Source organism: Paenibacillus sp. SEL3 (assembly GCF_054602585.1).
Genome location: NZ_CM137725.1, coordinates 1637453 through 1662896, shown reverse-complemented (window position 1 = coordinate 1662896; position 25444 = coordinate 1637453). Strand labels below are relative to the sequence as shown.

Sequence of the window (25444 nt, the reverse complement as noted above, 5' to 3'; positions counted from 1 at the left end):
GTTGTTTTCAAATTACCTGGAATAGAGAGAGAAACCCGAAACAAAGGAAGGGATCATCATGATTACGGAAAAAGGAGTATGGAACCGGCTGCGGACGCGGCTACTGTTTACGGGCCCAACCTTGTTTGCCTTCATAACGGTAATGATTATTCCATTTTTGTATGGCATCTATCTGACGTTCACAAACTGGGATGGTATTTCCACCACACTATCGCTGGTAGGCATCCAAAACTATCTGGCTGTTTTTAGAGATATCGAGTTTTGGAAGTCATTCGGCTTGACGCTCAAGTATGTGTTTTATACCGTTGTTCTTATCAATGTGATCGCTTTTATGCTGGCTTATGTGCTGACTAAAGGGTTAAAAGGGCAGAGTATTTTCCGGGCAGGATTTTTCCTGCCCAACCTTGTCGGGGGCATTGTACTCGGTTTTATCTGGCAGTTTATATTCAACAACGTGCTTGTCTATTTGGGACAACATGCCAGTATACAGTCGCTCAGCACGACTTGGCTGGCTGATCCCGACAAAGCGTTCTGGGCACTCGTGATTGTAACGGTGTGGCAGAACGCGGGTTACATGATGGTCATTTACATCGCGGGATTGACGGGTGTGCCGAATGATATTATGGAGGCCGCAAGCATTGATGGGGCAAACAGCTGGACCAGACTGCGGAAAATGGTATTGCCCTTGATGGTTCCTTCTTTCATCGTATGTATATTTTTGTCCCTGCAACGCGGATTTATGGTCTATGACGTGAACCTTGCGCTCACGAAAGGTGGGCCGTTCAGCAGTACTCAAATGGTGTCGATGCATGTGTATGAAAAGGCATTCCTTTCCCGTGATTATGGTGTGGGGCAAGCAGAAGCATTCGTGTTGTTCCTGATGGTTGCTCTCATCACTCTGCTTCAGGTTTATTTTAGTAAGAAGTTGGAGGTGGAGGCGTAATGACAAGAAAAAGAGTTGCTTCCTCCGTAATCAAATTCATTGTGCTGACAGTCATACTCATATTGTTCATCGTACCGTTCGTCTTTCTGCTGATCAATTCGTTCAAAGAAAACATGGCCATCACCTCGAATCCGTTATCGCTTCCAGAGAGCTTCAGTATGGTCAATTATATGAATGCATTTGATAAAATGAATTACATCGCTGCCTTCACCAACTCATTGGTCATAACGGTGTTAAGTGTTCTGTTTATCTCACTGTTCGCGGCGATGACGGCTCATTATTTTGTCAGAAACAACACCAAGTTCAACCAATATACATTTATGCTGATGGTTGCATCCATGATCATTCCATTCCAGGCTATCATGATTCCATTGGTGAAAATCTACGGGTCACTTGATCTGCTGAACAGTAAGTGGTCGCTGATTTATATGTATATCGGTTTTGGTAGCTCGCTGGCCGTCTTCATTTATCATGGTTTCGTAAAGAGTATTCCAAAAGAACTGGAGGAAGCGGCGCTAATTGACGGCTGCACGCGGGTTCAAACATTCTTCCGGATCGTGTTTCCGGTACTGATGCCCACGACTGCCACCATTTCCATTCTCAATGTGCTGTGGATCTGGAATGATTTTCTGCTGCCTTCCCTCATTCTGGTCGATCCGGAGCAAAGGACACTTCCGTTGTCCACGTATAACTTTTATGGAACCTATACAGTGGATTATGGTCCATTGATGGCAAGTTTGGTACTGACGATATTTCCGATCATTATCATCTATCTGTTCGCCCAGAAGTATATTATTCAGGGTGTTATGCAAGGTTCGATTAAATAATTGTAGGAGTAGGATGCCTTATCAAACAGACTAGAACGTATACGAGAGAGCGTGCAGATCAATTTATTTCCCAATCGAAGCATATGCTTCGGCCGGATTATCGGCTGAACTACCATTTAATGGCTGAATTCGGCTGGATGAATGATCCGAACGGCTTCATTCAATATAACGGGCAGTATCACTTGTTCTATCAACATTACCCGTATAAATCAGTATGGGGACCGATGCACTGGGGACATGCAGTCAGCCGCGATCTTATGAAGTGGGATTATCTACCGGTCGCTTTGGCACCGGACGGCGAGTTCGACCAGGATGGCTGCTTCTCTGGCAGTGCGATAGAGCAGGACGGGAAGCTTGTCCTGATGTATACCGGACATGTTGTAACCGGGCCTGACAAGGATCAGGATTACAAGCAGTCACAAGGGATTGCAGTATCGGAGGACGGGGTGACATTCGAAAAGTGGGAGGGCAATCCGGTCATCGGTTATGACGCCGTACCGGACACGATCAGCCGTAAAGACTTCCGTGACCCTAAGGTGTTCAGGCACGAAGATCAATATTACGCCGTTCTTGGTTCTAATGATGCCCAAGGGAACGGACTTGTACTGCTTTATCGTTCTGAAGACCTGAAAAGCTGGACGTATGTCAATGTACTAGCCGTGAGTGACGGACGTTTCGGCGATAATTGGGAGTGTCCGGATTTGTTCCCGCTTGGCGGTCGGCACGTATTTATGCTGTCTCCACAGCGCATGCCCCCTCAGGGAGAAGCATACCGCAATCTGCATTCCACCATGTACGGTATAGGTGATTTCAATGCGGAGGCTGGAACATTTACGGCAGAGCGGTATGCTCAGGTAGATCACGGATTCGATTTCTATGCCCCGCAGTCAACCTTGGATGATAAAGGGCGGCGAATCGTCATCGGATGGATGGATATGTGGGAGTCGGAGATGCCGACCCAGCAAGGGCACCATTGGGCGGGTGCAATGAGTCTTCCGCGGGAAGCGGTTATCGACCACGACAGATTGCTGTTCCGTCCGCTTGAAGAGGTGGAAAATTACCGATCCAATCTGTTCGAACAGCGGGATATCTTGCTGACAGGCGAGCAGATCATGGAAACGTTCGGAGATAGCTACGAACTGAAGGCGGTATTTGAGTTCGAAGCCAGTAACACCAATGAATTCGGCTTGAAGCTGCGAGTGGGCGACGAAGAGGAGACTGTACTCTCGTATCGTCCCGATGACGGTCTGTTCCGTTTTAACCGTGAGCGTGCAGGTATAGGCCCGGGCGGAGAGAGAAGAGTGCCTTTAAACTTAAACGAGGGCCGTCTGGAGCTTCGGATTTTTGTCGATAAAAGCTCGGTGGAAATATTCATCGGCGACGGTGAATACGTCCTCACAGGAAGAGTGTATCCGGGAGCAGAATCTACAGGCATTCGAGCGTTCACGAGCGGAAAGTGTACGATGGCTTCGTTTCAGAAGTGGGATATCTCCACATAGAAATGCATGATAAACAGGAACCCGACCCTTGATGGTCAGGGCTCCTGTTTTTTTGTAGAATTGTAATCGTGTGATTTACACAAGCTTATTTTGAAGATAGGCATCAATTTTTGCGAGGGCTTCTTCTGTACCGCCAGATTGCTGGAAGCTATCATTTATTTTTTGTACGCCCTCTTTATACGTTGCGTTCGACAGTACCTCATGTACGGCATCTCTTAACGATTGTACATTGATGTGGTCTTTGGTTATTCGATAGCCAGCTTGAAGTTCTGTTAACCGCTGCGCGACCATGGGCTGATCCTTGTCCTGCGGCAGTACAACCAAGGGTACGTTAAAGTGAATTCCTTCATTTACACTATTCATTCCACCATGAGTAATAAACACATCTGAATGACGTAATACCTCCAATTGGGGAACATAGGGCGAGATGATAAAGTGCTCTGGCGCCGGATTGATTTTCGTAAAGTCAGCTTTCTCGCCAGCTGCAATCACGACGATACCTTCAAAATCGGAAAAAGCTTCAATACAGGTGTTAAAAAAGTCTTCAGTATGGTCCAGAACAGTTCCCATCGAAATATACAAAACCTTTTTATCCTCTAGTCTGTCCAGTGGAAATGAATTTTCCCCTTTACGTTCTGGAAAGCTGGGACCAATAAAGAGATTCTCGTCACCATACTGTTCACCGTCTGGTTGGAAATATCGACTGGTATATACAACATTCAAAGCCCCTGTATTGCTCATAAATTGAACCATATTTTCGGGAGCAACACCGAACCTTTCTTTCATGAGCTGCAGTGAGGTCGTGGCATGTTCATCAAGTTGAAACGGCTCCTTTTCATTAAAGCGAAAGAGATTGGTAGCCATCCGATTCTGTGAAATCAGAAAAGATGGGGAGGAAGCAATACCAGGGATTTTCAAATAGTCTCTAACTAACTCGCCAGCTCCGAATCTATCATAGAATACAAAGTCAAAATCAATGCTTTTAGACAGTTGCTGAGTAATTGCTAATATGTCCAGCGAAGTCTGAATATGAATTTTCATAAATGCACTCAACCCATCCGGAGTATTGGAATCAATAGAAGCGGTCCTGACCAGATCAGAATGCAGGTGAACCTTCGCTCCAACTGCTTCGAGTCTGTCCTTGTATTTCTCAGTTGTAATGTAATGTACTTGGTCCCCTCGTGCTGCAAAGGCTTGCGTCATCCCAATCGTAGGGTTCACATGTCCTTCTGCCGGAAAGTTAACCATTAATATGTTTAACATTCATCATTACTCCTTTTCTCTACAATTAAGATTGCAGTTTTCACTGAATCTCTCAATCCATAATAACAATAATATTTATTTTTTCAAATGATATCCTTTCAAGATCGTGAAACACATGTTGGCATGAAATATGTATAACAAATATTTACCTCGTGCATAGTAAGGGGGAACTCTACTTAGCAAGGGAGGTTTTTTCTAAGTGAATGTTCAAAGAGCGCAAGAAATAGCGTCTTCTTCCATAATGGCGAATGTGTTGTGTGATGGGCTACCCATTTATATTCAGCATGTGAATGAACAGCGTGAGACGGCACGGATCTATGCGCTGAACAACCCGGAAGAAGAACGGGAAGTACCTTTGTACGCGTTAACAGAACGAGATCAGACCCTTGAATAGAAAGGAGCGACGTGAAAAATGAAACCGAACCAACAGAAAGAGATTGAGGCAGATCGTTTGAACTTTCGTGATCAGACGGATGATGTGGTCAGAGAAGTACCGGCCACAACGGATGCCAGCGAAGCTGTTGCAGCAATGACTTCACATATCAATAAATACGATGTACCAGATGAGTTGGAAGAAGAATAGTAAGTGGTCAAGCGCGCACAGGATAACCTGCTGCGTGCTTTTTATATGACGCATAACTTGGATGGTATCAAACAAAAAGTATTCAATGCCCAAACGTACAAGTGAAGCTGCCCATGTGTACGTTTTTTTCTTTTCGTTTTTTTGTAAAATAATATATAAATGATTTCTGTTCAAACTAAATGGACTAGGCCGTCATAGTGCCATTATCTCTATTAAGTCGAAAAGCCGAATTTAGAATTGTAGGAGGGAATTATGAACGATGAATTCAATGTACAGGTCCAGAATGTAGATCCGGAAATAAGTGAAAGTGAAGGTGAATTTGAGAAGAAAGATATTTCAAAAGTATTAACTATAATATGGATTTTTATAATTTATAGTGAGTCTGTCATTCTTCAACATTTGTCTAGTGGTCTAAATCTGCTGCAAAGTGTCTTATTTACTGTAATCGTCATATTACACATCCTCTTGTACTTGCATGCTCAAAGAGTTGCAAAATATTTTTCATGGGCTTATTTTGTTGTGCAAGGGGGATTGATCTTTTCAAGTGCATTTCTTCTACCTGACAGTTTCTCCATTGTGCTGGTTGGGTTAATGCCAATTTTGGTGGGTCAGAGTATAGGTATTTATTACAAGCCGCTTAAGGTCATTCTTGTATTTTTGATTTCCTATGTACTTTTTTGTGTGGCTGTAGTCTGGCATAATGATGGCAGGCAATTTGTATTGTTCATCCCGCTATTTTTTCTCATTGCAGTTGTTATAGTAGCTTATGCCATTCTTTTTCTCAAACAAGTTCAAGCACGAATCCGAACGCAAAACGTTCTTAAAGAACTTGAAATCGCACATCAAAAGGTCGAAGAACTTACAATCGCTAACGAACGACAACGTATGGCCCGTGATCTTCATGATACGCTGGCGCAGGGACTTGCTGGGCTAATCATGCAACTTGAAGCCATTGATGCTCATCTGACAAAAGGAAGTACGCAAAGAGCTCAGGAGATCGTCCAACAATCGATGTCACAAGTGCGAAGAACATTGTCTGATTCAAGGCGAGCTATAGACAATCTGCGTTCAAAAACCATCTCGGAAGTTGATTTTGCAGAAGCCGTGGAGGAAGAAATACAGCGATTCACAATGGCTACGAGCATTCGTGTAATCCGCAACATCAAAATTAAAGCTTCGGTTCCCAGACTGGTGTTCGAACATGGATTGTTTATTATAAGCGAGTGTTTAACCAACGTAGCGAAGCATTCACATGCGAATACTGTATGGATAAGTATTTTGGATAACGAAGGCAAGATTGAAATCGAGATTCGTGATGATGGAAAAGGATTTGATACGGATATTATTGCCAAGCAAACAGGGCATTACGGAATAATAGGTATACATGAACGTGTACGGATGCTGGGTGGAAAAATCAATATCAGCAGTATATTTCAAGAAGGTACGGCTATAAAAATAGAGGCGCCTCTTACTAAAGGAGACCTATTATGAAATACAAGGTTTTAATCGTCGATGATCATTGGGTAGTTAGAGAAGGATTAAAGCTGGTGCTGGAGACCCATGACAGCTATGAAGTGATTGGTGAGGCTGGAGAAGGTGTAACGGCTCTTAAATTGATCGAAGAACTTCAGCCGGATGTCATCCTGTTGGATTTATATATGCCGCAAATGAGTGGTTTGGAAACCATGAAGGCCCTCAGAGAAAAACAAAATGAAACGCCAGTCATTATCCTGACGACCTATAACGAAGATGATTTAATGATTAAAGGACTCTCTTTGGGAGCAAAAGGATATTTGTTGAAAGATACCAGTCGGGAAAACCTATTTCGCACGATTGAGTCTGCGCTAAGGGGTGAAACGCTGCTTCAGCCAGAAATAACAGCAAGGGTATTTGCTGCCACGAATAAGAGAGAAGCTGAGGCAAAGTCACATGAAAGAAACTTAGTTCTGACTGATAAGGAAAGACATATATTAAAGTCTGTTGCACATGGTTTTAAAAGTAAGGAAATTGCGTTTGATATGGGAATTTCCGAGCGTACCGTAAAGGCACATTTAACGAATATTTATAACAAGCTTGGTGTTGATTCCAGATCTGAAGCCGTTGCTGTTTCGTTGGAACGTGGTATTTTACAGCTTTAGAAATAATAACTGAAAATATGTTATTTATTTGCCCAGTCGTACATAAGGTGCTTGCCCCTTTGTACGATTTTTTTGTTTGTTCATTGTTATAACATGAAAAAAGGATGAAAAAGTTTACTTGACCCACGGGTTGCTGATAGCACCTTTAGAAGAGAGAATCAGGGAGGATGACATGAAGTTGAAGAAAAAAGGAATTAGGATAATGATTGCAGGGGTTGCATTAGCTATCGTAGCTTCCGGTTGCTCCAGTGCAACGGAGAACTCTGTAACAGAAGCCAGTCACCCGGTGAAAGTGGAGAAACTTGCAATGAAACCTTTGGCCAATGATTTTAATTTGGCGGGGACATTGCAGGCAAGTAATGAGGCCAATGTTTCCTTTGAAGCGGATGGACGTATATTGAGCACTATGGTTGAGGTTGGGGATTCAGTAGAAAAAGGGAGTGTCCTTGCGAAGCTAGATACATCCAATTACCAGTTGCAGCTGGATCGGGCAAAGGCAACCATGGAAAAGGCAAAGGCTGGTGTTAGCCAAGCGGAGGCTTCTGTCCAATCGGCACAGGCGGGCATTCATAGTTCGCAATCCCAGGTCAATGCGGCCCAATCGAAATTGCAGGAATTGAACAATGGCGCCAAAAAGCAGGAGATAGCACAGTCTCAAAATGCGGTTACTGTAGCAACTAATAATTATAACAAGAAGAAAGCGGATGCCGCACGCTCCCAAAGTCTATTCCAGGCAGGTGCGGTATCTTTAACGGAAAATGAGAATGCGCAGCTGGAATTAGCAAACGCACAAAAAAGCTTAAGTGATGCGCAAGAGAAATTGTCTCTTTTGCTTGCAGGGGCATCCCAGGAACAGCGTGCCCAAGCTTCGGCCGGCGTAGATCAGGCCAGAGCAGGGCTGGAATCGGCTAGGGCTACTATACAACAAGGGCTAGCCAGTAAAGCTCAGGCACAGGCTACCTATGAGGATGCATTGGCTGCTTATGAACAGTCATCCTTGTCACTGAAAAAAGCGACTTTAACCTCCCCGATCACTGGTGTTGTGATTGAAAAAAAGATATCTGATGGTCAACTGGGCTCCAGTGGAAGTGAGGCATTTGTTGTCGGAAATATCAAGACTTTAAAAGTACTCCTCCCCGTACCAGACAGTGAAATCTTATCGTGGAAGAAAAACCAAAAAGTTAATATATCTCTCTACGATGAAATGAGAACAGGAACCGTCACCCAGATCTATCCATCGACGAACTCCAAAACGGGAAGCATCAATGTGGAAGTTAGCATTCCCAATCCCGAACTGAATTGGAAACCTGGTCAAGTCATCAGCGCATCTAAAAGCATAAATCAAAACGAAGCGCTTTTAGTGCCCGTAGAGGCCGTAATTAGTACGGGAAATGATCCTTATGTCTTTAAAGCTGTAAATGGAAAAGCTGTTAAAACACCGATTAAACTGGGGAAAGTGACTAATAATCAGCTCGAAGTGGTCTCTGGGCTACAGGCAGGCGATCAAATCGTTACGCAAGGAGCAGGAACCTTATTTAATGGTGATTTACTTGGGAATGGTGTACCTGGGAAATCGGAGGAGTCGTCCGAATGATTAAATATATCGTTAAAAAGCAAAAAATTACACTCATTTTCTTCGCCATGTGCATTGTGCTAGGGCTCTACAATTTTACATCGTTACCTAAACAGGAGCAGCCTGATGTTATTCCCTTGTCAGCCAGTGTTACAACCATCTATCCAGGCGCTTCACCTGAAAGAATCGAGCAAACCATTACTAAGGTCATGGAACAGAAAATTAAAGCCGTACAAGGTGTCAAAACGATTTCTTCCACTTCATCTAAAGGACAATCTAGTATAATGATAGATGCTTTTGAAGATGCGGACCCGACAAAGGTGTGGGCTGATCTTCGTACAAAGGTACAGGATGCACAGTCTGAGCTTCCAGCAGATGCGATGCAGCCCATTATTAATGATAGCATGACAAGCTCTTTCATTGGTTCATACGCGATTACTTCTGATAAAATTGAGAATTTATACGCGTTAAATGAATTGATGAACAAATGGAAAGATCAATTAAAAACGGTCTCGGGTGTTTCGCAAGTTAATATTCAAGGAATACCAGATCAAGAAGTACGAATTAGTTTAGACACACAAAAGATGCAACAATATAACATCTCCTGGGAGCAGGTTGTTCAAGCAATCAAAAATGAGAATGAGAGAGTTCCTACAGGAAGTATGGATTTCAATGAGCGTACTTATCAGCTGACGGTAAATGCCTCTACGGATCCATCTATCCTAAATAACGTCCAGATTTCAAGCAATGACGATGGATACCCGATATCTCTGAAGGATGTAGGGACAGCCTCACTTGTTTTTAAAAAAGCGACTAGTTATACGTATGTGAATAACAAGCCTGCTATTTCGATCAGTGTGAGCGGAGATACAGGCACAGACGTGCCAACGGTATCTAAAGCGACAACAGCCAAAATCAATGAACTTGTGAGCGGTTTGCCGAAGAATGTACATTTTGAACTACTTTTTGCGCAAAATGATCGAGTCGATGAAATGTTTGGAAACCTGACCAAAGAGATGATCATCGCTATTATATCGGTCATTGTTATATGTACATTAGGTTTGAATTTGCTGACTTCAGCATTTGTGGCCTTAGCCATTCCTGTTTCCATCGCCATTGGCTTTATCTTCTTGCCCACAACAGGAATCACGCTGAATCAAATTTCAGTCATCGGATTAATCATCGTATTAGGGATATTGGTTGATGATGCCGTCGTGGTCAATGACAACATTGAACGCCGACGCTCTGAATTTGGGGAAGATGCTACGGAGGCGGCCATTAAAGGGACGAAAGAGGTATCCTTATCGATCATTACAGCTACGCTAGCTACGGTTGCGGCATTTGCCCCGCTTTTATTCCTGCCGGGCACTATTGGTGACTTTATTAAACCGATACCTACCGTTATTTCGTTAACGATGCTGGCTTCCATGATTATGTCGTTAACAATTATTCCTATTTTCCGTCAATGGTACGATCAACGTCGTAAAGGAAAAGAGAGTAGTAAGACAGTTAAGCCACCTGGACTTCTGGGGAATCAAATACAATCTCTATCCAATGTGTACTCTAAAAACTGGATGCCTAGAATACTGCGACGTCCACTGTTAACAGCGCTTATTGGTCTTATGATGGGTACAGCAGCTTATGGACTACTTGCTGTTGTTCCCATTGAATTATTTCCGGATTCCGATCAAGCGGATGCCACGATTAGTGTAACGATGCCAGAAGGAACGTCGTTGCAGGCAACCAATCAAGTTGTAAACGAGATTGGGAGCTGGGTCAAAAAACAGCCAGAAACAGAGCGGCTGGCGGCAACGGCAGGTGGAGGAGCGCCTCAGCTGTATAGTGATGTTGCAGGCGGTCATGGCTCTGGGGGAGCGGTCAACGGCCAAATTGCTGTCGTTGGAAAAGAGGGGCTATTTGATCTCAAAAAAACAGTAGATAACTGGACCCATACGCTACAAGCTAAATATCCATCTGCATTAATCAGCATTCGTGTTCCCCAATTAGGTATTCCGGTCGGCAGTGCGGTGTCTATCCGTATTAAAGGAGAAGACATTGATAAGCTGCAAAACATGACAACTAAAGTCAAAGAAATGGTTGCGGGGACACCCGGAGCTGTAGATGTGACCGATAATATGGGTATGCAAAGCTATAATCTGAATTTCCAAATCAATCAGCAAGCCTTGGATAAATATCAGGTTAGCTATTCCGATTTAACGCGTACTTTGCTATTAATGGGTGACGGGGTGAATGTAACGGATTTTGACACGGGTAAGGAATTGCTTGATGTCAATATATACATGAACAAACCAAACCAAGATCCTGAGGTATTATTCCAACAATTAAGTGTGAACAATGCGGCACGGGAGCAAATACCTTTATCCCAATTAGCCACGATGAAACCGGACTTTTCCATCCAACAAATCCACCGTTATGATCTGGAACGGACGGTAACGATCTCAGCCAATGGTAACGGGCGTACGGCTACAGAACTCACTAATGATATCCGTAGCAAACTTACAAATACCCAGTTTGAACCAGGCTACACCTGGGAGATGGGAGGGGAAACATCTGCGCAGTCTGATATGTTTAAGGACTTGGGCAAATTAGCTGTTATTGTTATTTTCCTTATTCTCCTCTTGATCACCATGCAGTTTTACTCGGTGTCCACACCACTCATTATTATGACTACCGTTTATCTGGCAGCGGCAGGGGGAATCCTTGGAAGTTTTATTTCAGGGATGCCCATTGGATTCATGAGTATTATGGGGATCATTTCACTTGCTGGTATCGTCGTGCGTAACGGTATCGTGCTGATAGAGTTTATTGAAGATGCACGGCGTGAAGGCGCTGATTTAACAGACGCCATTCTAATGGCATGCTCTGCCCGTTTCCGTCCGATCTTGCTTACTTCGCTAACTGCCATTGTGGGTATGATTCCTATTGCCACAATAGGGGAGATCTTGTTCAAACCGTTGGCAACAACCATTATTTTCGGACTGATTTTTTCAACTATTTTAACATTGTTTGTAGTTCCGACGCTGTATATGGTCGTAGCTCATCTGAAGCTGAAACGGAAGCATAAGAAGCAAAAGGCTATAAATAGCGATAGTTCATTGAACTTGTAGGTAAATATATAATACAGGATCGTACATTAGGCGAGAGTCTTAATGTACGGTTTTTTTATTTCATTGACATAGTCCACAAAAATCTTTACTATAATTGTTGCAAAAGTCCACTAAATAGGGGGAGTTATGGTCAATATAGATGCTAATATCATAGCGGATATGAGGCGTTTTAATCGGTTCTATACGAATATACTGGGTGTTTTGGATAGACATGTGCTGGATAGCGGATATTCCTTTACCGAGGCCCGTGTCATTATAGAGATCGGGTTGATCGAGCCATGTATAGCGAATACTTTAGTCGAATCTCTTAAAATTGATCGCAGCTATATGAGTAGGATCATTGCTAAATTTTGCAAAGAGGGCTTTCTTGTTAAGGAAAATTCAACGTTGGATAATAGAACAAATCTGATTCGTTTGACTCCTAAAGGAAAGGCGTTCTTTAACCAATTGAATGAAAGGTCTGATGAACAAATTCTAAAATTAGTTCAAGGACTCTCAGAAGAAGAGATAAAAGAATTACATGCTTCTATGTTGTTAATTCAGAAGAAATTGGATAATTTGGAGAGGATACAGAATGATACGATTTGAATGCGACTATACCGAAGGTGCCCATGAGCGCATATTAAAGCGACTACTGGAGACGAATGATGAACAAACTCCAGGTTATGGTGTGGATGATCATTGTGAAAAAGCTAGAGCATATATTAAAGAAGCATGTGACTCCCCAAATGCGGATGTACACTTTTTGGTTGGAGGTACACAGACCAATACCACTGTTATTTCTTCTATTCTGCGTCCGCATCAAGGCGTCGTTGCGGCAGTGTCGGGACATGTTGCGGTTCATGAAACCGGAGCGATTGAAGCTGTTGGACATAAAATACTTACTTTGCCAAGCGGAGATGGGAAGATCCGGGCCGAGCAGGTACAAGATTTGTATGACGCTCACTGGAATGATGCCGCTCCTGAGCATAGTGTACAGCCCGGGATGGTTTATATTTCCCAACCTACTGAGAATGGAACGATCTATAGCAAAGCAGAGCTGGAAGCATTAAGTAGAGTCTGTCAAGAATGTGGTTTACCACTGTTCATAGATGGAGCCCGATTGGGCTATGGCTTGGTGGCCGAAGATAGCGATGCATCTTTAGCGGATATAGCACAGCTTTGCGATGTGTTTTACATTGGCGGGACAAAAATTGGAGCATTGATGGGAGAAGCCGTAGTCATTCTAAATGATACATTGAAAAAAGATTTCCGATATATGATCAAGCAAAAAGGGGGGCTGCTGGCTAAGGGAAGAATGTTGGGCATTCAATTTGAAACTTTGTTTGAAGACGGTTTATACGTTGAAATCTCCAAACATGCGATAGACATGGCCATGCTGCTTCAAAACGGATTATCTGAGCAAGGTTTTTCTTTTCAATACCGTTCTACAACCAATCAGCAGTTTCCGATTTTACCAGATCGTATACTAAAAGCATTGAGTGAAAAATATACTTACTCCTTTTGGGAAAAGGTTGATGATACACATAGTGCAGTTCGATTCTGTACCAGTTGGGCTACGAAGAAAGAAAATGTTGAAATGCTGATTCAGGATATTAAAGCATTGCAATAAAAGTCATAGAAAGAGTAATTTATAATTTTAAAGATGGAGAATGACTATGTAAAAGCCATACTTCGGTGCACGCATTGCAGCGAAGTATGGCTTTTTTGTGCATTTTACTTATTCCAACGCGGCTTGTATTTAGTTCCATGAAAGAGCAAGTGGATATAAAAATGGAAAAACAAGACAAGAGCGGAGGTATAAAATTGGCGTCTAATTCTTTACACTGAATATCTACCGAACCTGCTTGCGGTACTGAAGAGGAGAGAGCCCAGTTATTTTTTTAAAGATTTTATTAAAGTGGGAAGCATGACCGAACCCGACATCCTCTGCAATATGCTGGATTTTGTCTTTGGTGGTTCGAAGTCTGGTTTGGGCCGCCCTGACCCGCACTACGCGGATGTATTCGCTGAAATGAAAACCAGTCAACTTTAGAAAGATACGGCTTAGGTAAGCTGGACTAATGAAAAAGCAGGCAGCCACTTGTTCGAGAGTTAACGGTTCATTGTAATGATCCTGAATAAAAGAAGAAATTTCCGTGATTTTCTGATGCATGGGATGAGAGGAGACAGGTTCACTACGCTCGATTGCTTCCGATCGGTGCACCAGGATAAGCATTTCCAGCAGTAAATGCTGTACGCAACGGTCATGCAGAGGCTGCTTATTCCTGCATTCGGTATTCATCTGTAGGAATAAACGTTCAACCTCCACTTGCTCTCTCGCAGGTAAGCGAAGTAACGCGGATTGCTGGTATGGCGGCAGGTCAAGAATGTCATGATCCTGCTGTGGGAGAAACGTCGGAGAAAAATGAATCAAAATGCGCTCTGTTTCCTGCAATTGCGTACTGGCGGTAGAGTGCAAGTCGTGAGGAAGGATGAATATCAGATCCCCCTTGCGAGCGGTGTATACCTTGCCATTCATAAAATAGATGCGTTCGCCTCGCAGTAAGAGATACAGCTCATAGTTCTCGTGGACATGGGGCCGGGGCATAACTGTGAAACCGGTACGATAGATGTGATGAATGGAGAATTGTTGTTCGCCAATGACATATTTATCTTCTTTCATTTCATTCATGTGCTTCTTCCTTTGCAAATTAAGATAAGTAAGCGCATTCATACATCAACAGTATATATGACAACCTGCCAATGATAAAAGCAGAAAAGATTGATGAAAGGAGGTGAAGGCGCTTCTGAACGTCTCGGATCGTGTTTTTATAAAAATATGCGCTGATGTGGAAGAAAATCTTAGGGAGGAAACAGAATATGAGCAAGCAGCGTACATGGAAAAAGGTGCTATGTAACGTGGTTGTGGGTTCATTGTTGTTGACCTTGTGCCCGCCACTAATCCAAGCGGAGACTGCGGTAGGAACAGAGAACGCAAAGGGGGCAAAAGTGGCGACGGATATTCCGGCGTTTCCGGGGGCTGAGGGTGGCGGTAAATATGTTACCGGTGGACGCGGAGGTGAAGTGTATGAGGTTACCACGCTGGCAGACTACGGCAAAGGGGAGCAGATCATTCCCGGATCTTTTCGCGCAGCGGTCAGCTCCGATAATCGGACGGTCGTATTCCGGGTGGGTGGAACGATTCATCTCAAGGAGCCACTTAAAATCTTGGGAAACAACCTGACGGTTGCGGGTCAGACAGCTCCTGGCGACGGTATAACTGTAAGCGATTACACAACAGGGATTGATGCAGATAACGTCATTCTCCGTTACCTGCGTTTCCGATTGACCGACCGTTACCCCAGTGAGGATGACGCGTTAGGAGCCAGATACCATAAAAATATAATGATTGATCACTGTTCCTTTAGCTGGTCGGTGGATGAGGTACTGAGCCTGTATGACAACGTCAATACAACGGTACAATGGTCTATTGCGTCGGAGAGTATGCTAATGACCACGCACCAGAAAGGTCGCCACGGCTATGGCGGCATATGGGGCGGACGAAATTCCACCTATCATCATAACTTGTTAGCTCACAATGCAAGCCGTAATCCGCGTTTTCCAACCGATAAAAAACAAATCGACGCTGTGGAAATGACCAATAATGTCATTTATAACTGGGGATTTTTCTCCTCATACGGCGGTGGTGAAGGATCGTATAATGTGCTAAATAACTATTATAAGTATGGCCCTAACACATATCAGGACGTTCGCGGACAAATCTTTGTGGACGTGGGTAGTAAAAAATATAAAACACGCATCTTTATTGGTGGTAACTATATGTACGGCAATGACTCGGTTACGAAAGACAACTGGCAGCTTGGAACATCCATTGGGTCCATTATTGATCCGTCCACCCGTTTGGCGGAGCCGATTGAAGTCAGAGGGGAATACGACAACGGAATCTCACCCGATGCGTACGGTCCATATCAAGCGACAGATGCACAAACCGCATATACGGAGGTGCTTGCCGGCTCAGGAGCCACGCTGCCAAGAAGAGATGCGGTGGACGCCCGAATTATGAATGATGTGAAGAATGGAACGGGTGCATTTATTAACTCTCCGCGTGAAGCAGGGTGGATTTATGACGATTCTAACGTAACGACGACGGAGCTTTCTGACAGTGACCATGATGGAATGCCGGATGAATGGGAACGTGCCCATGGGCTGGACCCCAATAATGCAGATGATCGTAACGGTCAGGGGCTTGCCGGCACAGGGGCGTATGCTCATTTTGCCAAGGGTTATACGAATCTGGAGGTCTATTTAAATGATCTTATTGAGAAGCTGTCGAATGGAAATGAGGTGAATAATCCAGAGGCTGTCGTTCAGGTGTCGGATGCAAACGGACGTTCACTAAAGCATAACGATATTTTGGAAGCAGGCGGGATGCGACCATAACAGCAACAGCCAAGGACAAAGATGGTATTGCTCATGTTGAATTTATCATTGACGGCAAACTCGCTGGAAAAGTAGAGACTGCGCCTTATCAAATGAATTGGAACCATGTGATGGACGGGACCCATTATATTATTGTACGGGTGACCGACCGCAAGGGGAATGCTGCATTTTCCAATCCTGTTACCATTCATGTCAATACGACTGCGCCGTCGGGAAGTTGGCTCAGCGAAGAGATTGGCTCTGAGGGCAACGATGGTTATATAAAAGGGCATACACAGGTCTTAAAAGAAGATGCAAGCGGCAGCAGTATAAGACTGAAGTCAGCGGGAGACGTTGACGGTAAGGCAGATATTTTCCATTATGCTTATCAAAAATGGGAAGGTGACACTGAAATTACAGCCCGTGTGGAACATATTACCCCAGTGGATGATAATGCCGAAGCGGGTGTAATGATTCGTGAATCGCTGAAGCCTGGATCAAAAATGGCTTTTATGTCTTTAGCATTTGTTAAATATGGTAAACTGGGTATTCTTATCAGTCGTGATCAAACGGAGGGTAAGACGAAACGTGCGTCAATGGAGACGTTTATTACAACGCCATATTCGGTTCGTCTGGTACGACAAGGACCAAAGGTTACCGGCTGGGTGTCCGCAGATGGTGTGACGAACTGGGAGAAGGTTGGTGAAACGGTTATAGATGTGCCGGATCATCAACCGCTATTGTTCGGGTTGGCTACTGATGCATCCAAACCACAAAACGATGTATGGAATTACAATACGTCGGAATTCAGCCATGTCACCATCCGCAACCTGACAGATTCAGGAGGAACTCATCCCACTAGTGTGGTGGTAGCGACCTATGGTCCTGCTGACTTTACATCTCTCCAGGCAGCTATTGACGCAGTCCCTGACGACAGCAATACAAGGACAGTTATCCATCTCAAAAATGGTACGTATCGTGAGAAAATAAAGGTGAATTCCTCTAAGAAAAACCTGAGTATTATCGGAGAAGATCGGGATAAAACGATCATTGCTTTTGATGATACGGCCAAAACCGTGGTGGATGGAAAAGAATTAGGAACAAGCAACAGCTATACCATGCGTGTGCAAAGTCCTGATTTTGTGTTGGAGAATGTCACGGTTGCCAATACAGAAGGAACCGGGCAGGTGCAGGCTGTAGCGTTATATGCCGAAGGCGATCGTGGTAAGTATCACAATGTCAAAATTACCGGCCTACAGGATACGTTGCTTGTGAACCGTGGCAGACAGTATTTCAAGGACAGCTACATCAGTGGCAGTGTAGATTTTATATTTGGCAATGCACCCGCTGTGTTTGATAACTCGATCATACACAGCCTGCGTGCTGGATATGTGACAGCAGCTTCAACAGAAGAGAACAAGCTGGGATTTGTATTTATTCAATGTCGTCTGACAACAGAAAATGGCTTAACAGGCAAGGTGGATCTCGGACGGCCATGGCGCCCTTACGCTCATGTTACTTTTTTGAAGACCTATATGGATGACCATATCAAGCCGGGCGGCTGGAATAATTGGGGCAAGGAATCCAATGAGCAGACCGCAAGATTTGGAGAGTTTGATAACTTTGGACCAGGTGCAGGAAGTAGCGAACGTGTACCTTGGGCCAAACAGCTTACTGCCGATGAAGCAAGCCAGTACACCGTTGAAGCTGTTCTGAGTGGACCAGATCATTGGGATTGGCGTCTTTAAATTTGATGTTCAGTGGTTAAGCGGGGCAAGCGCTTCTAGCGTTCAGCCTCGCTTATTTCTATCGTTTGAGTGGAGGATACATATTTAATTTTTAGGTATTGAAAATACTTGTTTATATGGTAAATGTTTGCTATGTTTAAAGTGTATTTATTTCAAATTGTAATTTATTTTTGATTTTGGAGGTGTAACGTATGGCACGTGTGTTAGTAGTGATCACGCCTGCTGAAGGCCATGTTAATCCGACACTAGGATTAGTGAAAAGGTTGGTAGACAGTGGGGAGGATGTTGACTATGTGTGTACGGAAGAATATCGTACGAGAATTCAACAGACAGGAGCGCAGATGATCACCTACCCTTTTGTGGATGATGCTTTTTCCAAAGACTCTGATTTAAAGCCAGCAGAATACAAACATCATTATCAATTTGTATACATGGTGGTAAAAGGTATGATTCTTCCGATTATTCCAGAGGTTTTGAGAGTTATTGAAAACAGAACCTATGATTATTTAATCTATGATTCTTTGATGGGCTGGGGAGGCACGATTATTGCTGAGAAGCTAGGAATTCCTGCTGTATGCTCTATCGCTTCTTTTGCTTTCGTAGAGCCATTGGGATCGGGGCAAGGCATGAATGACAATGATCCGGAGGTAAAAAAGTTATACACGGCTACGATGCAAATAACGCATCAACTAGCTAATGAGCTTCAGGTTGACGCTCCGGCTATAGAAGAGATTGCTCCTCATGGCGGACACTTAAGAATCGTTTATACAAGCCGCTATTTTCAACCGCAAGCCGAAAAACTGGATCACAGTTTTATTTTTCCAGGTCCTTCTATTGTACCGCGTAAAGATGCTCCTTCCTTCCCGTTCGAACAACTTCGTGTTCTGCATCCACAGGCGGTGTACATTTCAATGGGTACTATTTTGAATAAAGACTTGGAATTTTATAAGCTTTGTTTTGCAGCATTTCGCGATTTGCCTGTGCAGTTTGTGCTGTCTTCAGGCAATTATACAGACATGGAGCCATTGGCCTCGTGTATCCCTGACAATTTTATAATCAAGCCTTATATTCCGCAATTGGAAATGCTCCAGCATGTGGACGCTTTTGTTACACATGCGGGGATGAACAGTACAAGTGAAGCTCTGTATTACAATGTGCCGCAGGTCATGATTCCTTTAACATCGGATCAGCCCATCGTAGCTAGTCGGGTGCAGGACCTGGGAGCGGGTGTTGTTGTGGATAAAAATGAGCTTACACCCGCTAGTTTGAGAGCTGCCTTATTAGAGGTATTGAGTCATCCAACCTATAAAGAACAGGCTCATGTGATCGGCGAATCATTACGCCAGGCTGGTGGGTATAGTCATGCGGCAGATACAATCATGAGCCATTTCTCCACCATAGAAAAATAAGCAGCAGTCTATATACTGTGATTCCTTTCTTTTAAAGTAGCAGATTTTTCAAACTCTAGTTTCTTTGAAATCGCCAGAAGACCAAGGGAGCAGATGATCAGGGCCAAACATACCCAATAGGTATTTCGGTAACCAATCCATTGAGCGGTTAATCCGCCCATCAAGCTCCCCACCAGTCTTCCGATGGTTGTCGCATTGGAATATAGCGTCGATGCGTACCCTGGAAGAGAGGGCAACAAATCCTGCATGTAACTAATGCCAATGGCAGAAATCACTGCAACAAAGAAGGCTAGAAGAAGCTGCCCCACGAATAGCTGCCACATCTCCGTAGACATAAGGACAAGGAGATAATAGACAACTCCTGTTAATGCCCCTAAAAATATAAGCAAACGGTTGGAGTATTTAGCTGCTAGTACGCCTAGCATGAGCATCAAGGGTATTTCTACAATTGCGCAAATACTGGATACTAGAGCAACGTCACTCGTGTCGCCTTGTAAATTGTGAATGATGAACAAGGAAATATTCAAATTATTCATCCAGTGAGACGTATAGAGCAGAGTAAGAACGGAAAAGGGAATCAGAATCTCAATATTTTTATGTAATGTAATGTGATGAAGTGAAAGTTGATTGTTATGTTTAAGTTGAGCGGGAGGCTGCTTGATAAAAAAGAATAGAAGCACAGCAATGAGAACAAAAATAGAGGTCGTTCCCATAAAGATACCCTTAAAGCCCGTATGTGCAATCAAAAAGGAACCAAAAAGCGGCCCGGTAATAAAGCCAAGAGAAAACATAGACCGAAGCGTTGAATTCGCAAAGGCGTGATCCGCAGATTTACTGCGATTTACTGCTTCACGTGCACTGGCAAATAACTGCGGCATCCCAGGAGCACCAATGGCCGTAAAGATCGTCATATAAACAAAAAGCACATAAAAATTTTGGATTACAAGATATCCTGCAAAGGCTACGGCATTAAATAACGTGCAAATTACCAAAATTTGTTTACGGTCTAAGCCGGTATCAGAACGTTTAGCAATCAGAGAGCTTATCCATATGCCACAAATCAAAGTCACAGCTGTAAATACACCAAAGGTTCCCACAGATACGCCAAGTGTACTTGTAAAATATACAGCCAAAAAAGGCGCGCTGATGGATATAGCCATACCTTGTAATAACATACAGATCATGAATAGCGGGTAGTTAGGGATAACGAAAAGATTTTGAATACGCTTTAGCATTTCATTTTTACACCCCTTCAGATTTAGAAGCAGAATAATACATACCTATCCCATCTAAACTACATATGACTTTAGCATAATTTGTATATTTACATGGTGTAAAATATTATATAATTTTTTTCACTTTGATGAGCAGCTCATATGCAATGTCATATACAGGCAAAGATACAGTATCAGGATGGGGGTGTAGATGTGTATGCGGAATTCTCCTGTAGAATTTGCCTTAAAGACTGAAGCGATCTACGAACTGCTTAATCAGTTCATTCAATGATCCGGCGGCCTTCGTAGGAAGGCGGTGATCGACTTTTTCAATGAAAACAAGCTCACTCTTCGGTAATTGTTGATGCAATATTTTGGCATAGGGATGAAAGTGCTTATCCTCTTCACCATAAACAAGCAGGACGGGAAGCTGGATTTCCCCGAGCCGTGAGGTGCAGTTGTACTTCAAGCTGTATCGATAATATTGCTCGACATTCCTGGGATTTCCCTGCTTCGCATCGCTGAATAACTTACGTAACAAAGATAGCTGTTTCGTTTGTGACCAAGCAATAGAAAGGGCAAGTGTACCGACTGCACCGATTTTGGAAAGAGCAATGCCCAAAGAAATTTTGTTTCTTAGTCGCCCTTCGTTTACTTCTGACATTCCACTGATAACAATGCCTCCCCATGCCCGATCTGGATAAGTCAAGAGGAATTCAAGTACTATCGAGCCTCCGGTAGAATATCCACACAGAAATACTTTATCAAGGCTCATCCGGTCCATCAAATGTTTAATATCCTTGACAATGAGAGGGTAAGTAACCGTTTGCTCGGAAGGCTGACTTTTACCGTGTCCTCTGATATCAAAAGCTATAGTTCGAAAATGGGGCGAGAGTCCTTGGATTTGGTATGTGAAATTTAAGCTTGTGAGTACTGGAGGGTGAATGAATAGGATGGCCATTCCTTCACCGGAATCCATATAATGCATGGAGTATTCGTTTATGTTTGTAGTCGTCATGGTTATGTTCCCTCCCTGAATGGTTTGATCTTAAATTTGGCCTATTAGATCCAAAAAATTCATGGAGGTGTAACTTTAATTGCTTGTATGAGATACCTTTGTCCCGATGATCCAATGCAGGAATAATTTTTTTAGTACAAGAAAAAAATAAGAGGATCAAGTTTTTCTAAGAAAGGGACACATACATGGGCATGAAAAATAAAGTTACCATAGCACTAGTGCTAGGTTTATTGTTGTTGGTCTTGGGGTGTAGAGCGGACTCCAGTCAACAGCTAAAACAACAAAGTGTGAAGCCACCTATCACAGTAAATCAAATGGGCAAAAAACCTGTCATTGTGATCTTGATTGATTCTTTAATGGATAAGCCTTTGCAAGAAGCAATTCAAGAAGGCCGTGCACCCGCAATGCAATATCTCTTAAATCAAGGGCAATATTTTCCGCATGTAGTGAGTTCATTTCCCACGATGTCTGTGACAATCGACAGTACATTATTAACGGGAACGTATGCAGACCAACATCATGTGCCCGGACTCGTTTGGTACAGCAACCAAAAGAAACGCATGATTCTCTACGGCAATGGTGCCAAAGAAGCTTTAAAGATAGACCAACTGCAAGTATTTAATGACGCTATTTACCAATTAAACCAAGTTCAATTGAACAAAAAAACGAAAACAATACATGAAGAATTAGCTGACAAAGGAAAAGAATCCGCGTCCATCAATGCTATTGTCTTTAGAGGGAAAACGAAACATGCCTTAAAAGTGCCTGACTTCATAGCGAATAGCAACAGGGTGCCAGAAAAAATGATAGTAACAGGGCCTAAATGGTTATCTTATGCAGCTCTGGCACAATTGAATCCGAAAAATAACTGGAATACTCCTTTGTGGAAAAAATTTGGGATGAACGATGAATTTTCCGCAAAAGATGCCGCTTTTCTAATCAGCCAGAAGAAACTTCCAGACGTAACCATCACATACTTTCCTGAGAATGATAATTTGGCGCATAGAAAGGGCCCGACTCAACTGAAGGGAATCGAAAAAGCAGATCAAGCACTACAAACTGTGTTGAACGCATATGGTTCTTGGGAGCAGGCTGTAAACAATGCGATATGGATTGTCATGGGTGACAGTGGGCAAAGTGCAGTTTATGATGATCGACAGGCAGCAACTGTGGATATAAGGCCTCTTTTGAGCCATTACTGTATTGCAAAATTAAATCAACCTGTAAGAAGTGATGACCAAATCGTGATTGCCGTTAATGAACGGATGGCCTATATCTATGCAATTAACGATAACGTGGAGTTATCCAATGTGGTGAAGCTTTTACAAAATGAGGACAAGCTCGACATTATCGCTATGAAAGATGGTAAAAGCAATATTCATGTTACAAAGGGCAAAAAGGGTAAGCTGTTTTCTTATCATCCCGGTGGAAAATTCATTGATGAATATGGACAATCATGGACATTGTCGGGTGAAGAGGACCTTGTGGATATTACGGTGAATAACAACCGGATCAAGTATGGAAAATATCCAGACGTATTGGCGAGGCTACACGGGGCAATGAATTCGCATGAAGGAAGATATGTTGTCGTCACGGTCCAACCCGGATATGAACTCGTCGGTGAAAGTTCTCCCACCCACATTGGAGGAGGGGCTCATGGATCGTTGCACGAAAAAGATTCCCTTGTCCCATTAATTATTTCTGGAACGAATACACGGCCTAAAACACTGCGAATCGTTGATCTAAAAGACTGGATTCTGCAATTGGTAAACGAATAAGTATTATTCGTTATTGATATTAAACCCGAGCTCCATTAGTATATAAGCATATGGTTATATGAGTGGAAGGGGGTCACACATTGGATCAACTAGGTTATGTAGCCGATCATTTAAAGCTATTGGGCGATAAAACTCGACTGGCTATGCTTTCCCTGCTAAGAGAAAGAGAGTGGTGTGTTTGCGAATTTGTAGATATCTTTGATATGACGCAGCCAGCAATTAGCCAACATTTGAGAAAATTAAAGTCGCAAGGGATTGTAAAAGAAGAACGACGAAGTCAGTGGGTATACTATTCCTTAAATGTAGACGATAAGCCGCATATTCAAGCTGTTCTTGAGCGTATGCCAGACTCCAAGCAAATTTTAAAATGGCTGAATAAGGAGGAGCCGATCACATTTTGTGAACCGGATTCCTCAGCTTGTTCATCCTAAAGACTGTTCCGTGTATCTCCTTAAGGGATAACGGTGCTATTATGTAAGTATATGTTTATAAGGTAATGTAATGGAGGGGTTTAGAACATTGATTTTGTTGGCATGCATTATATTTTTAGCTACTTTAGTATTGGTGATCTGGCAGCCTAAAAATCTGTCCATCGGATGGTCTGCCTGCGGCGGTGCCATACTCGCCTTGCTGGTGGGTGTCGTCGATTTGCATGATGTTTGGGAAGTTACTCATATTGTCTGGAATGCGACACTGGCTTTTGTAGCCATTATTCTGATTTCGTTGGTGCTTGATAAAATCGGCTTTTTCGAATGGGTGGCGCTTCACATGGCACGAGCTGCGCGAGGAAGCGGAACCCGGATGTTTGTTTATGTGACCATTCTTGGCGCCGTTGTTTCTGCCTTTTTTGCAAATGATGGTGCGGCCTTAATACTGACACCGATTGTACTGGCGATGGTTCGGGCATTGAAATTGGATGAGAAAATGGTTTTTCCTTTTATCATAGCGAGTGGCTTTATTTCAGACACGACGTCGCTTCCGCTTGTGGTCAGCAACCTGGTCAACATTGTGTCAGCCGATTTCTTTGGGATCACCTTTATGGAATATGCGAGTCGCATGATTGTACCTAATTTATTTTCTTTAGGAGCAAGTATAGGGGTACTGTATCTTTTTTTTCGCAAAAGGATTCCTAAAACGTTTGATGCGACACAATTAATCAGGCCTGCGGAAGCGATTAAAGATCCAAAGATGTTCCGTATGTCCTGGATCGTTCTCGCGGTTTTGTTCGTTGGCTACTTTGCATGCGAATTTTTTAATATTCCCGTTTCGGTGGTGGCCGGTATTATTGCTATCTTTTTCTTATTGATGGCGCGAAGAAGCCCTGCAGTGCCGATGAAAGAAGTCATTAAGGGCGCTCCATGGGCTATCGTATTTTTCTCCATCGGGATGTATGTTGTGGTGTATGGTCTACGTAATGCCGGTTTGACGGATCTGCTGTCCCATGTGATTCAAGCGGCTGCCGATCAAGGTATGTTTGTGGCCACCATGGGCATGGGTTTTATTGCGGCGATTATCTCGTCGGTCATGAATAACATGCCTACGGTCATGATTAATGCGCTTGCCATTGATGCCACCCATACAACCAGTATGGTCAAAGAGGCGTTGATTTATGCTAACGTCATTGGTTCTGATCTGGGGCCGAAAATAACTCCGATCGGTTCATTAGCCACGTTGTTGTGGCTGCATGTGCTCCGTTCGAAAAACGTAAAAATTTCTTGGGGGACTTATTTTAAGACAGGCATTGTCTTAACTATTCCTACACTTTTTATGACCCTACTGGGCTTATATTTATGGTTAATCATTTCATAATTCCTTAGGGGCTCGTATTCGAAAATTTTCGGAGACTGGTGAATAAACAAGGTGCACATCTTAGGTATAGTATTTCAAACAAGCACGCCTCC

At 43.3% G+C, this 25444-nt stretch carries 19 protein-coding genes and 1 pseudogene; 16 read left to right on the top strand and 4 right to left on the bottom strand.

Annotated elements, in window-relative coordinates; genetic code table 11:
* Nucleotides 1-58 precede the first annotated feature (58 nt).
* From ACYCS5_RS07920 to ACYCS5_RS07910, 3 genes are all read left to right on the top strand, one after another.
* Nucleotides 59-943 carry a carbohydrate ABC transporter permease gene (locus ACYCS5_RS07920; protein ID WP_029519358.1) on the top strand — a complete coding sequence of 295 codons (885 nt, stop codon included), beginning with the start codon at nucleotides 59-61 and terminating at the stop codon, nucleotides 941-943.
* A complete protein-coding gene (locus tag ACYCS5_RS07915) occupies nucleotides 943-1770 on the top strand; it encodes a carbohydrate ABC transporter permease (RefSeq protein WP_029519357.1) in 828 nt (275 codons plus the stop codon). The genes ACYCS5_RS07920 and ACYCS5_RS07915 overlap by 1 nt, the downstream gene beginning before the upstream one ends.
* Before the next feature lie 83 nt (nucleotides 1771-1853).
* A complete protein-coding gene (locus ACYCS5_RS07910) occupies nucleotides 1854-3269 on the top strand; it encodes a glycoside hydrolase family 32 protein (RefSeq protein WP_029519355.1) in 1416 nt (471 codons plus the stop codon).
* A gap of 75 nt (nucleotides 3270-3344) precedes the next feature.
* Here ACYCS5_RS07910 and ACYCS5_RS07905 read toward each other — a convergent pair whose 3' ends face one another.
* Nucleotides 3345-4532: a macrolide family glycosyltransferase gene (locus ACYCS5_RS07905; RefSeq protein WP_029519354.1), complete on the bottom strand. Its 1188-nt coding sequence runs from the start codon at nucleotides 4530-4532 to the stop codon at nucleotides 3345-3347.
* 199 nt (nucleotides 4533-4731) lie between these two features.
* Between ACYCS5_RS07905 and ACYCS5_RS07900 the strand changes: the two genes are divergently transcribed.
* The 8 genes from ACYCS5_RS07900 to ACYCS5_RS07865 all read left to right on the top strand — a co-directional run bounded on the left by ACYCS5_RS07900 (nucleotide 4732) and on the right by ACYCS5_RS07865 (nucleotide 13566).
* Complete coding sequence (locus tag ACYCS5_RS07900; RefSeq protein WP_016820419.1) at nucleotides 4732-4926, top strand: H-type small acid-soluble spore protein; 195 nt, start codon at nucleotides 4732-4734, stop codon at nucleotides 4924-4926.
* A gap of 18 nt (nucleotides 4927-4944) precedes the next feature.
* Complete coding sequence (locus ACYCS5_RS07895) at nucleotides 4945-5115, top strand: hypothetical protein (protein ID WP_013373210.1); 171 nt, start codon at nucleotides 4945-4947, stop codon at nucleotides 5113-5115.
* 252 nt (nucleotides 5116-5367) lie between these two features.
* On the top strand, nucleotides 5368-6606 hold the full coding sequence (locus tag ACYCS5_RS07890) for a sensor histidine kinase (protein ID WP_029519353.1): 1239 nt from the start codon (nucleotides 5368-5370) through the stop codon (nucleotides 6604-6606).
* A complete protein-coding gene (locus tag ACYCS5_RS07885) occupies nucleotides 6603-7253 on the top strand; it encodes a response regulator (protein ID WP_029519352.1) in 651 nt (216 codons plus the stop codon). Before ACYCS5_RS07890 ends, ACYCS5_RS07885 begins: the two co-directional genes overlap by 4 nt.
* Before the next feature lie 172 nt (nucleotides 7254-7425).
* Nucleotides 7426-8847, top strand: coding sequence for an efflux RND transporter periplasmic adaptor subunit (locus tag ACYCS5_RS07880; protein WP_165149524.1), 1422 nt, complete (start codon nucleotides 7426-7428; stop codon nucleotides 8845-8847).
* On the top strand, nucleotides 8844-11954 hold the full coding sequence (locus ACYCS5_RS07875) for an efflux RND transporter permease subunit (RefSeq protein ID WP_459761034.1): 3111 nt from the start codon (nucleotides 8844-8846) through the stop codon (nucleotides 11952-11954). The genes ACYCS5_RS07880 and ACYCS5_RS07875 overlap by 4 nt, the downstream gene beginning before the upstream one ends.
* Nucleotides 11955-12080: 126 nt before the next feature.
* On the top strand, nucleotides 12081-12542 hold the full coding sequence (locus ACYCS5_RS07870; RefSeq protein ID WP_029519349.1) for a MarR family winged helix-turn-helix transcriptional regulator: 462 nt from the start codon (nucleotides 12081-12083) through the stop codon (nucleotides 12540-12542).
* Complete coding sequence (locus ACYCS5_RS07865) at nucleotides 12529-13566, top strand: threonine aldolase family protein (protein ID WP_459761033.1); 1038 nt, start codon at nucleotides 12529-12531, stop codon at nucleotides 13564-13566. The genes ACYCS5_RS07870 and ACYCS5_RS07865 overlap by 14 nt, the downstream gene beginning before the upstream one ends.
* A 222-nt stretch (nucleotides 13567-13788) precedes the next feature.
* On the opposite strand, the gene ACYCS5_RS07860 is transcribed toward ACYCS5_RS07865, so the two are convergent.
* Nucleotides 13789-14628 (bottom strand): helix-turn-helix transcriptional regulator, encoded by an 840-nt coding sequence (locus ACYCS5_RS07860; RefSeq protein ID WP_023990412.1) that lies wholly within the window; start codon nucleotides 14626-14628, stop codon nucleotides 13789-13791.
* A gap of 188 nt (nucleotides 14629-14816) precedes the next feature.
* On the opposite strand from ACYCS5_RS07860, the pseudogene ACYCS5_RS07855 reads away from it, so the two are divergent.
* Both ACYCS5_RS07855 and ACYCS5_RS07850 read left to right on the top strand, forming a co-directional pair.
* Nucleotides 14817-18124 (top strand): annotated as a pseudogene (locus tag ACYCS5_RS07855) (pectinesterase family protein).
* Nucleotides 18125-18315: 191 nt separating this feature from the next.
* Nucleotides 18316-19533: a macrolide family glycosyltransferase gene (locus tag ACYCS5_RS07850; RefSeq protein WP_459761032.1), complete on the top strand. Its 1218-nt coding sequence runs from the start codon at nucleotides 18316-18318 to the stop codon at nucleotides 19531-19533.
* 8 nt (nucleotides 19534-19541) lie between these two features.
* Here ACYCS5_RS07850 and ACYCS5_RS07845 read toward each other — a convergent pair whose 3' ends face one another.
* Nucleotides 19542-20768 carry a sugar efflux transporter gene (locus ACYCS5_RS07845; protein WP_029519344.1) on the bottom strand — a complete coding sequence of 409 codons (1227 nt, stop codon included), beginning with the start codon at nucleotides 20766-20768 and terminating at the stop codon, nucleotides 19542-19544.
* Between the two features lie 223 nt (nucleotides 20769-20991).
* Nucleotides 20992-21765 carry an alpha/beta fold hydrolase gene (locus ACYCS5_RS07840; protein ID WP_029519343.1) on the bottom strand — a complete coding sequence of 258 codons (774 nt, stop codon included), beginning with the start codon at nucleotides 21763-21765 and terminating at the stop codon, nucleotides 20992-20994.
* A gap of 185 nt (nucleotides 21766-21950) precedes the next feature.
* On the opposite strand from ACYCS5_RS07840, the gene ACYCS5_RS07835 reads away from it, so the two are divergent.
* The 3 genes from ACYCS5_RS07835 to ACYCS5_RS07825 all read left to right on the top strand — a co-directional run bounded on the left by ACYCS5_RS07835 (nucleotide 21951) and on the right by ACYCS5_RS07825 (nucleotide 25352).
* Nucleotides 21951-23543: an alkaline phosphatase family protein gene (locus tag ACYCS5_RS07835; protein WP_459761031.1), complete on the top strand. Its 1593-nt coding sequence runs from the start codon at nucleotides 21951-21953 to the stop codon at nucleotides 23541-23543.
* Between the two features lie 80 nt (nucleotides 23544-23623).
* Entirely contained in the window at nucleotides 23624-23974 is a 351-nt protein-coding gene (locus ACYCS5_RS07830; RefSeq protein WP_029519341.1) for an ArsR/SmtB family transcription factor, read from the top strand.
* Nucleotides 23975-24062: 88 nt separating this feature from the next.
* On the top strand, nucleotides 24063-25352 hold the full coding sequence (locus ACYCS5_RS07825) for an arsenic transporter (RefSeq protein WP_459761030.1): 1290 nt from the start codon (nucleotides 24063-24065) through the stop codon (nucleotides 25350-25352).
* Nucleotides 25353-25444: the final 92 nt, after the last annotated feature.

Bases quoted from the DNA above. Each gene is read 5' to 3' on its own strand.
- ACYCS5_RS07915 (WP_029519357.1), top strand. From the start codon at position 943: ATGACAAGAAAAAGAGTTGCTTCCTCCGTAATCAAATTCATTGTGCTG.
- ACYCS5_RS07850 (WP_459761032.1), top strand. From the start codon at position 18,316: ATGGCACGTGTGTTAGTAGTGATCACGCCTGCTGAAGGCCATGTTAAT.
- ACYCS5_RS07860 (WP_023990412.1), bottom strand. From the start codon at position 14,628: ATGAATGAAATGAAAGAAGATAAATATGTCATTGGCGAACAACAATTC.
- ACYCS5_RS07870 (WP_029519349.1), top strand. From the start codon at position 12,081: ATGGTCAATATAGATGCTAATATCATAGCGGATATGAGGCGTTTTAAT.
- ACYCS5_RS07875 (WP_459761034.1), top strand. From the start codon at position 8,844: ATGATTAAATATATCGTTAAAAAGCAAAAAATTACACTCATTTTCTTC.
- ACYCS5_RS07835 (WP_459761031.1), top strand. From the start codon at position 21,951: ATGGGCATGAAAAATAAAGTTACCATAGCACTAGTGCTAGGTTTATTG.
- ACYCS5_RS07865 (WP_459761033.1), top strand. From the start codon at position 12,529: ATGATACGATTTGAATGCGACTATACCGAAGGTGCCCATGAGCGCATA.
- ACYCS5_RS07920 (WP_029519358.1), top strand. From the start codon at position 59: ATGATTACGGAAAAAGGAGTATGGAACCGGCTGCGGACGCGGCTACTG.
- ACYCS5_RS07880 (WP_165149524.1), top strand. From the start codon at position 7,426: ATGAAGTTGAAGAAAAAAGGAATTAGGATAATGATTGCAGGGGTTGCA.
- ACYCS5_RS07885 (WP_029519352.1), top strand. From the start codon at position 6,603: ATGAAATACAAGGTTTTAATCGTCGATGATCATTGGGTAGTTAGAGAA.
- ACYCS5_RS07840 (WP_029519343.1), bottom strand. From the start codon at position 21,765: ATGACGACTACAAACATAAACGAATACTCCATGCATTATATGGATTCC.
- ACYCS5_RS07890 (WP_029519353.1), top strand. From the start codon at position 5,368: ATGAACGATGAATTCAATGTACAGGTCCAGAATGTAGATCCGGAAATA.
- ACYCS5_RS07905 (WP_029519354.1), bottom strand. From the start codon at position 4,532: ATGTTAAACATATTAATGGTTAACTTTCCGGCAGAAGGACATGTGAAC.
- ACYCS5_RS07910 (WP_029519355.1), top strand. From the start codon at position 1,854: ATGCTTCGGCCGGATTATCGGCTGAACTACCATTTAATGGCTGAATTC.
- ACYCS5_RS07895 (WP_013373210.1), top strand. From the start codon at position 4,945: ATGAAACCGAACCAACAGAAAGAGATTGAGGCAGATCGTTTGAACTTT.
- ACYCS5_RS07845 (WP_029519344.1), bottom strand. From the start codon at position 20,768: ATGCTAAAGCGTATTCAAAATCTTTTCGTTATCCCTAACTACCCGCTA.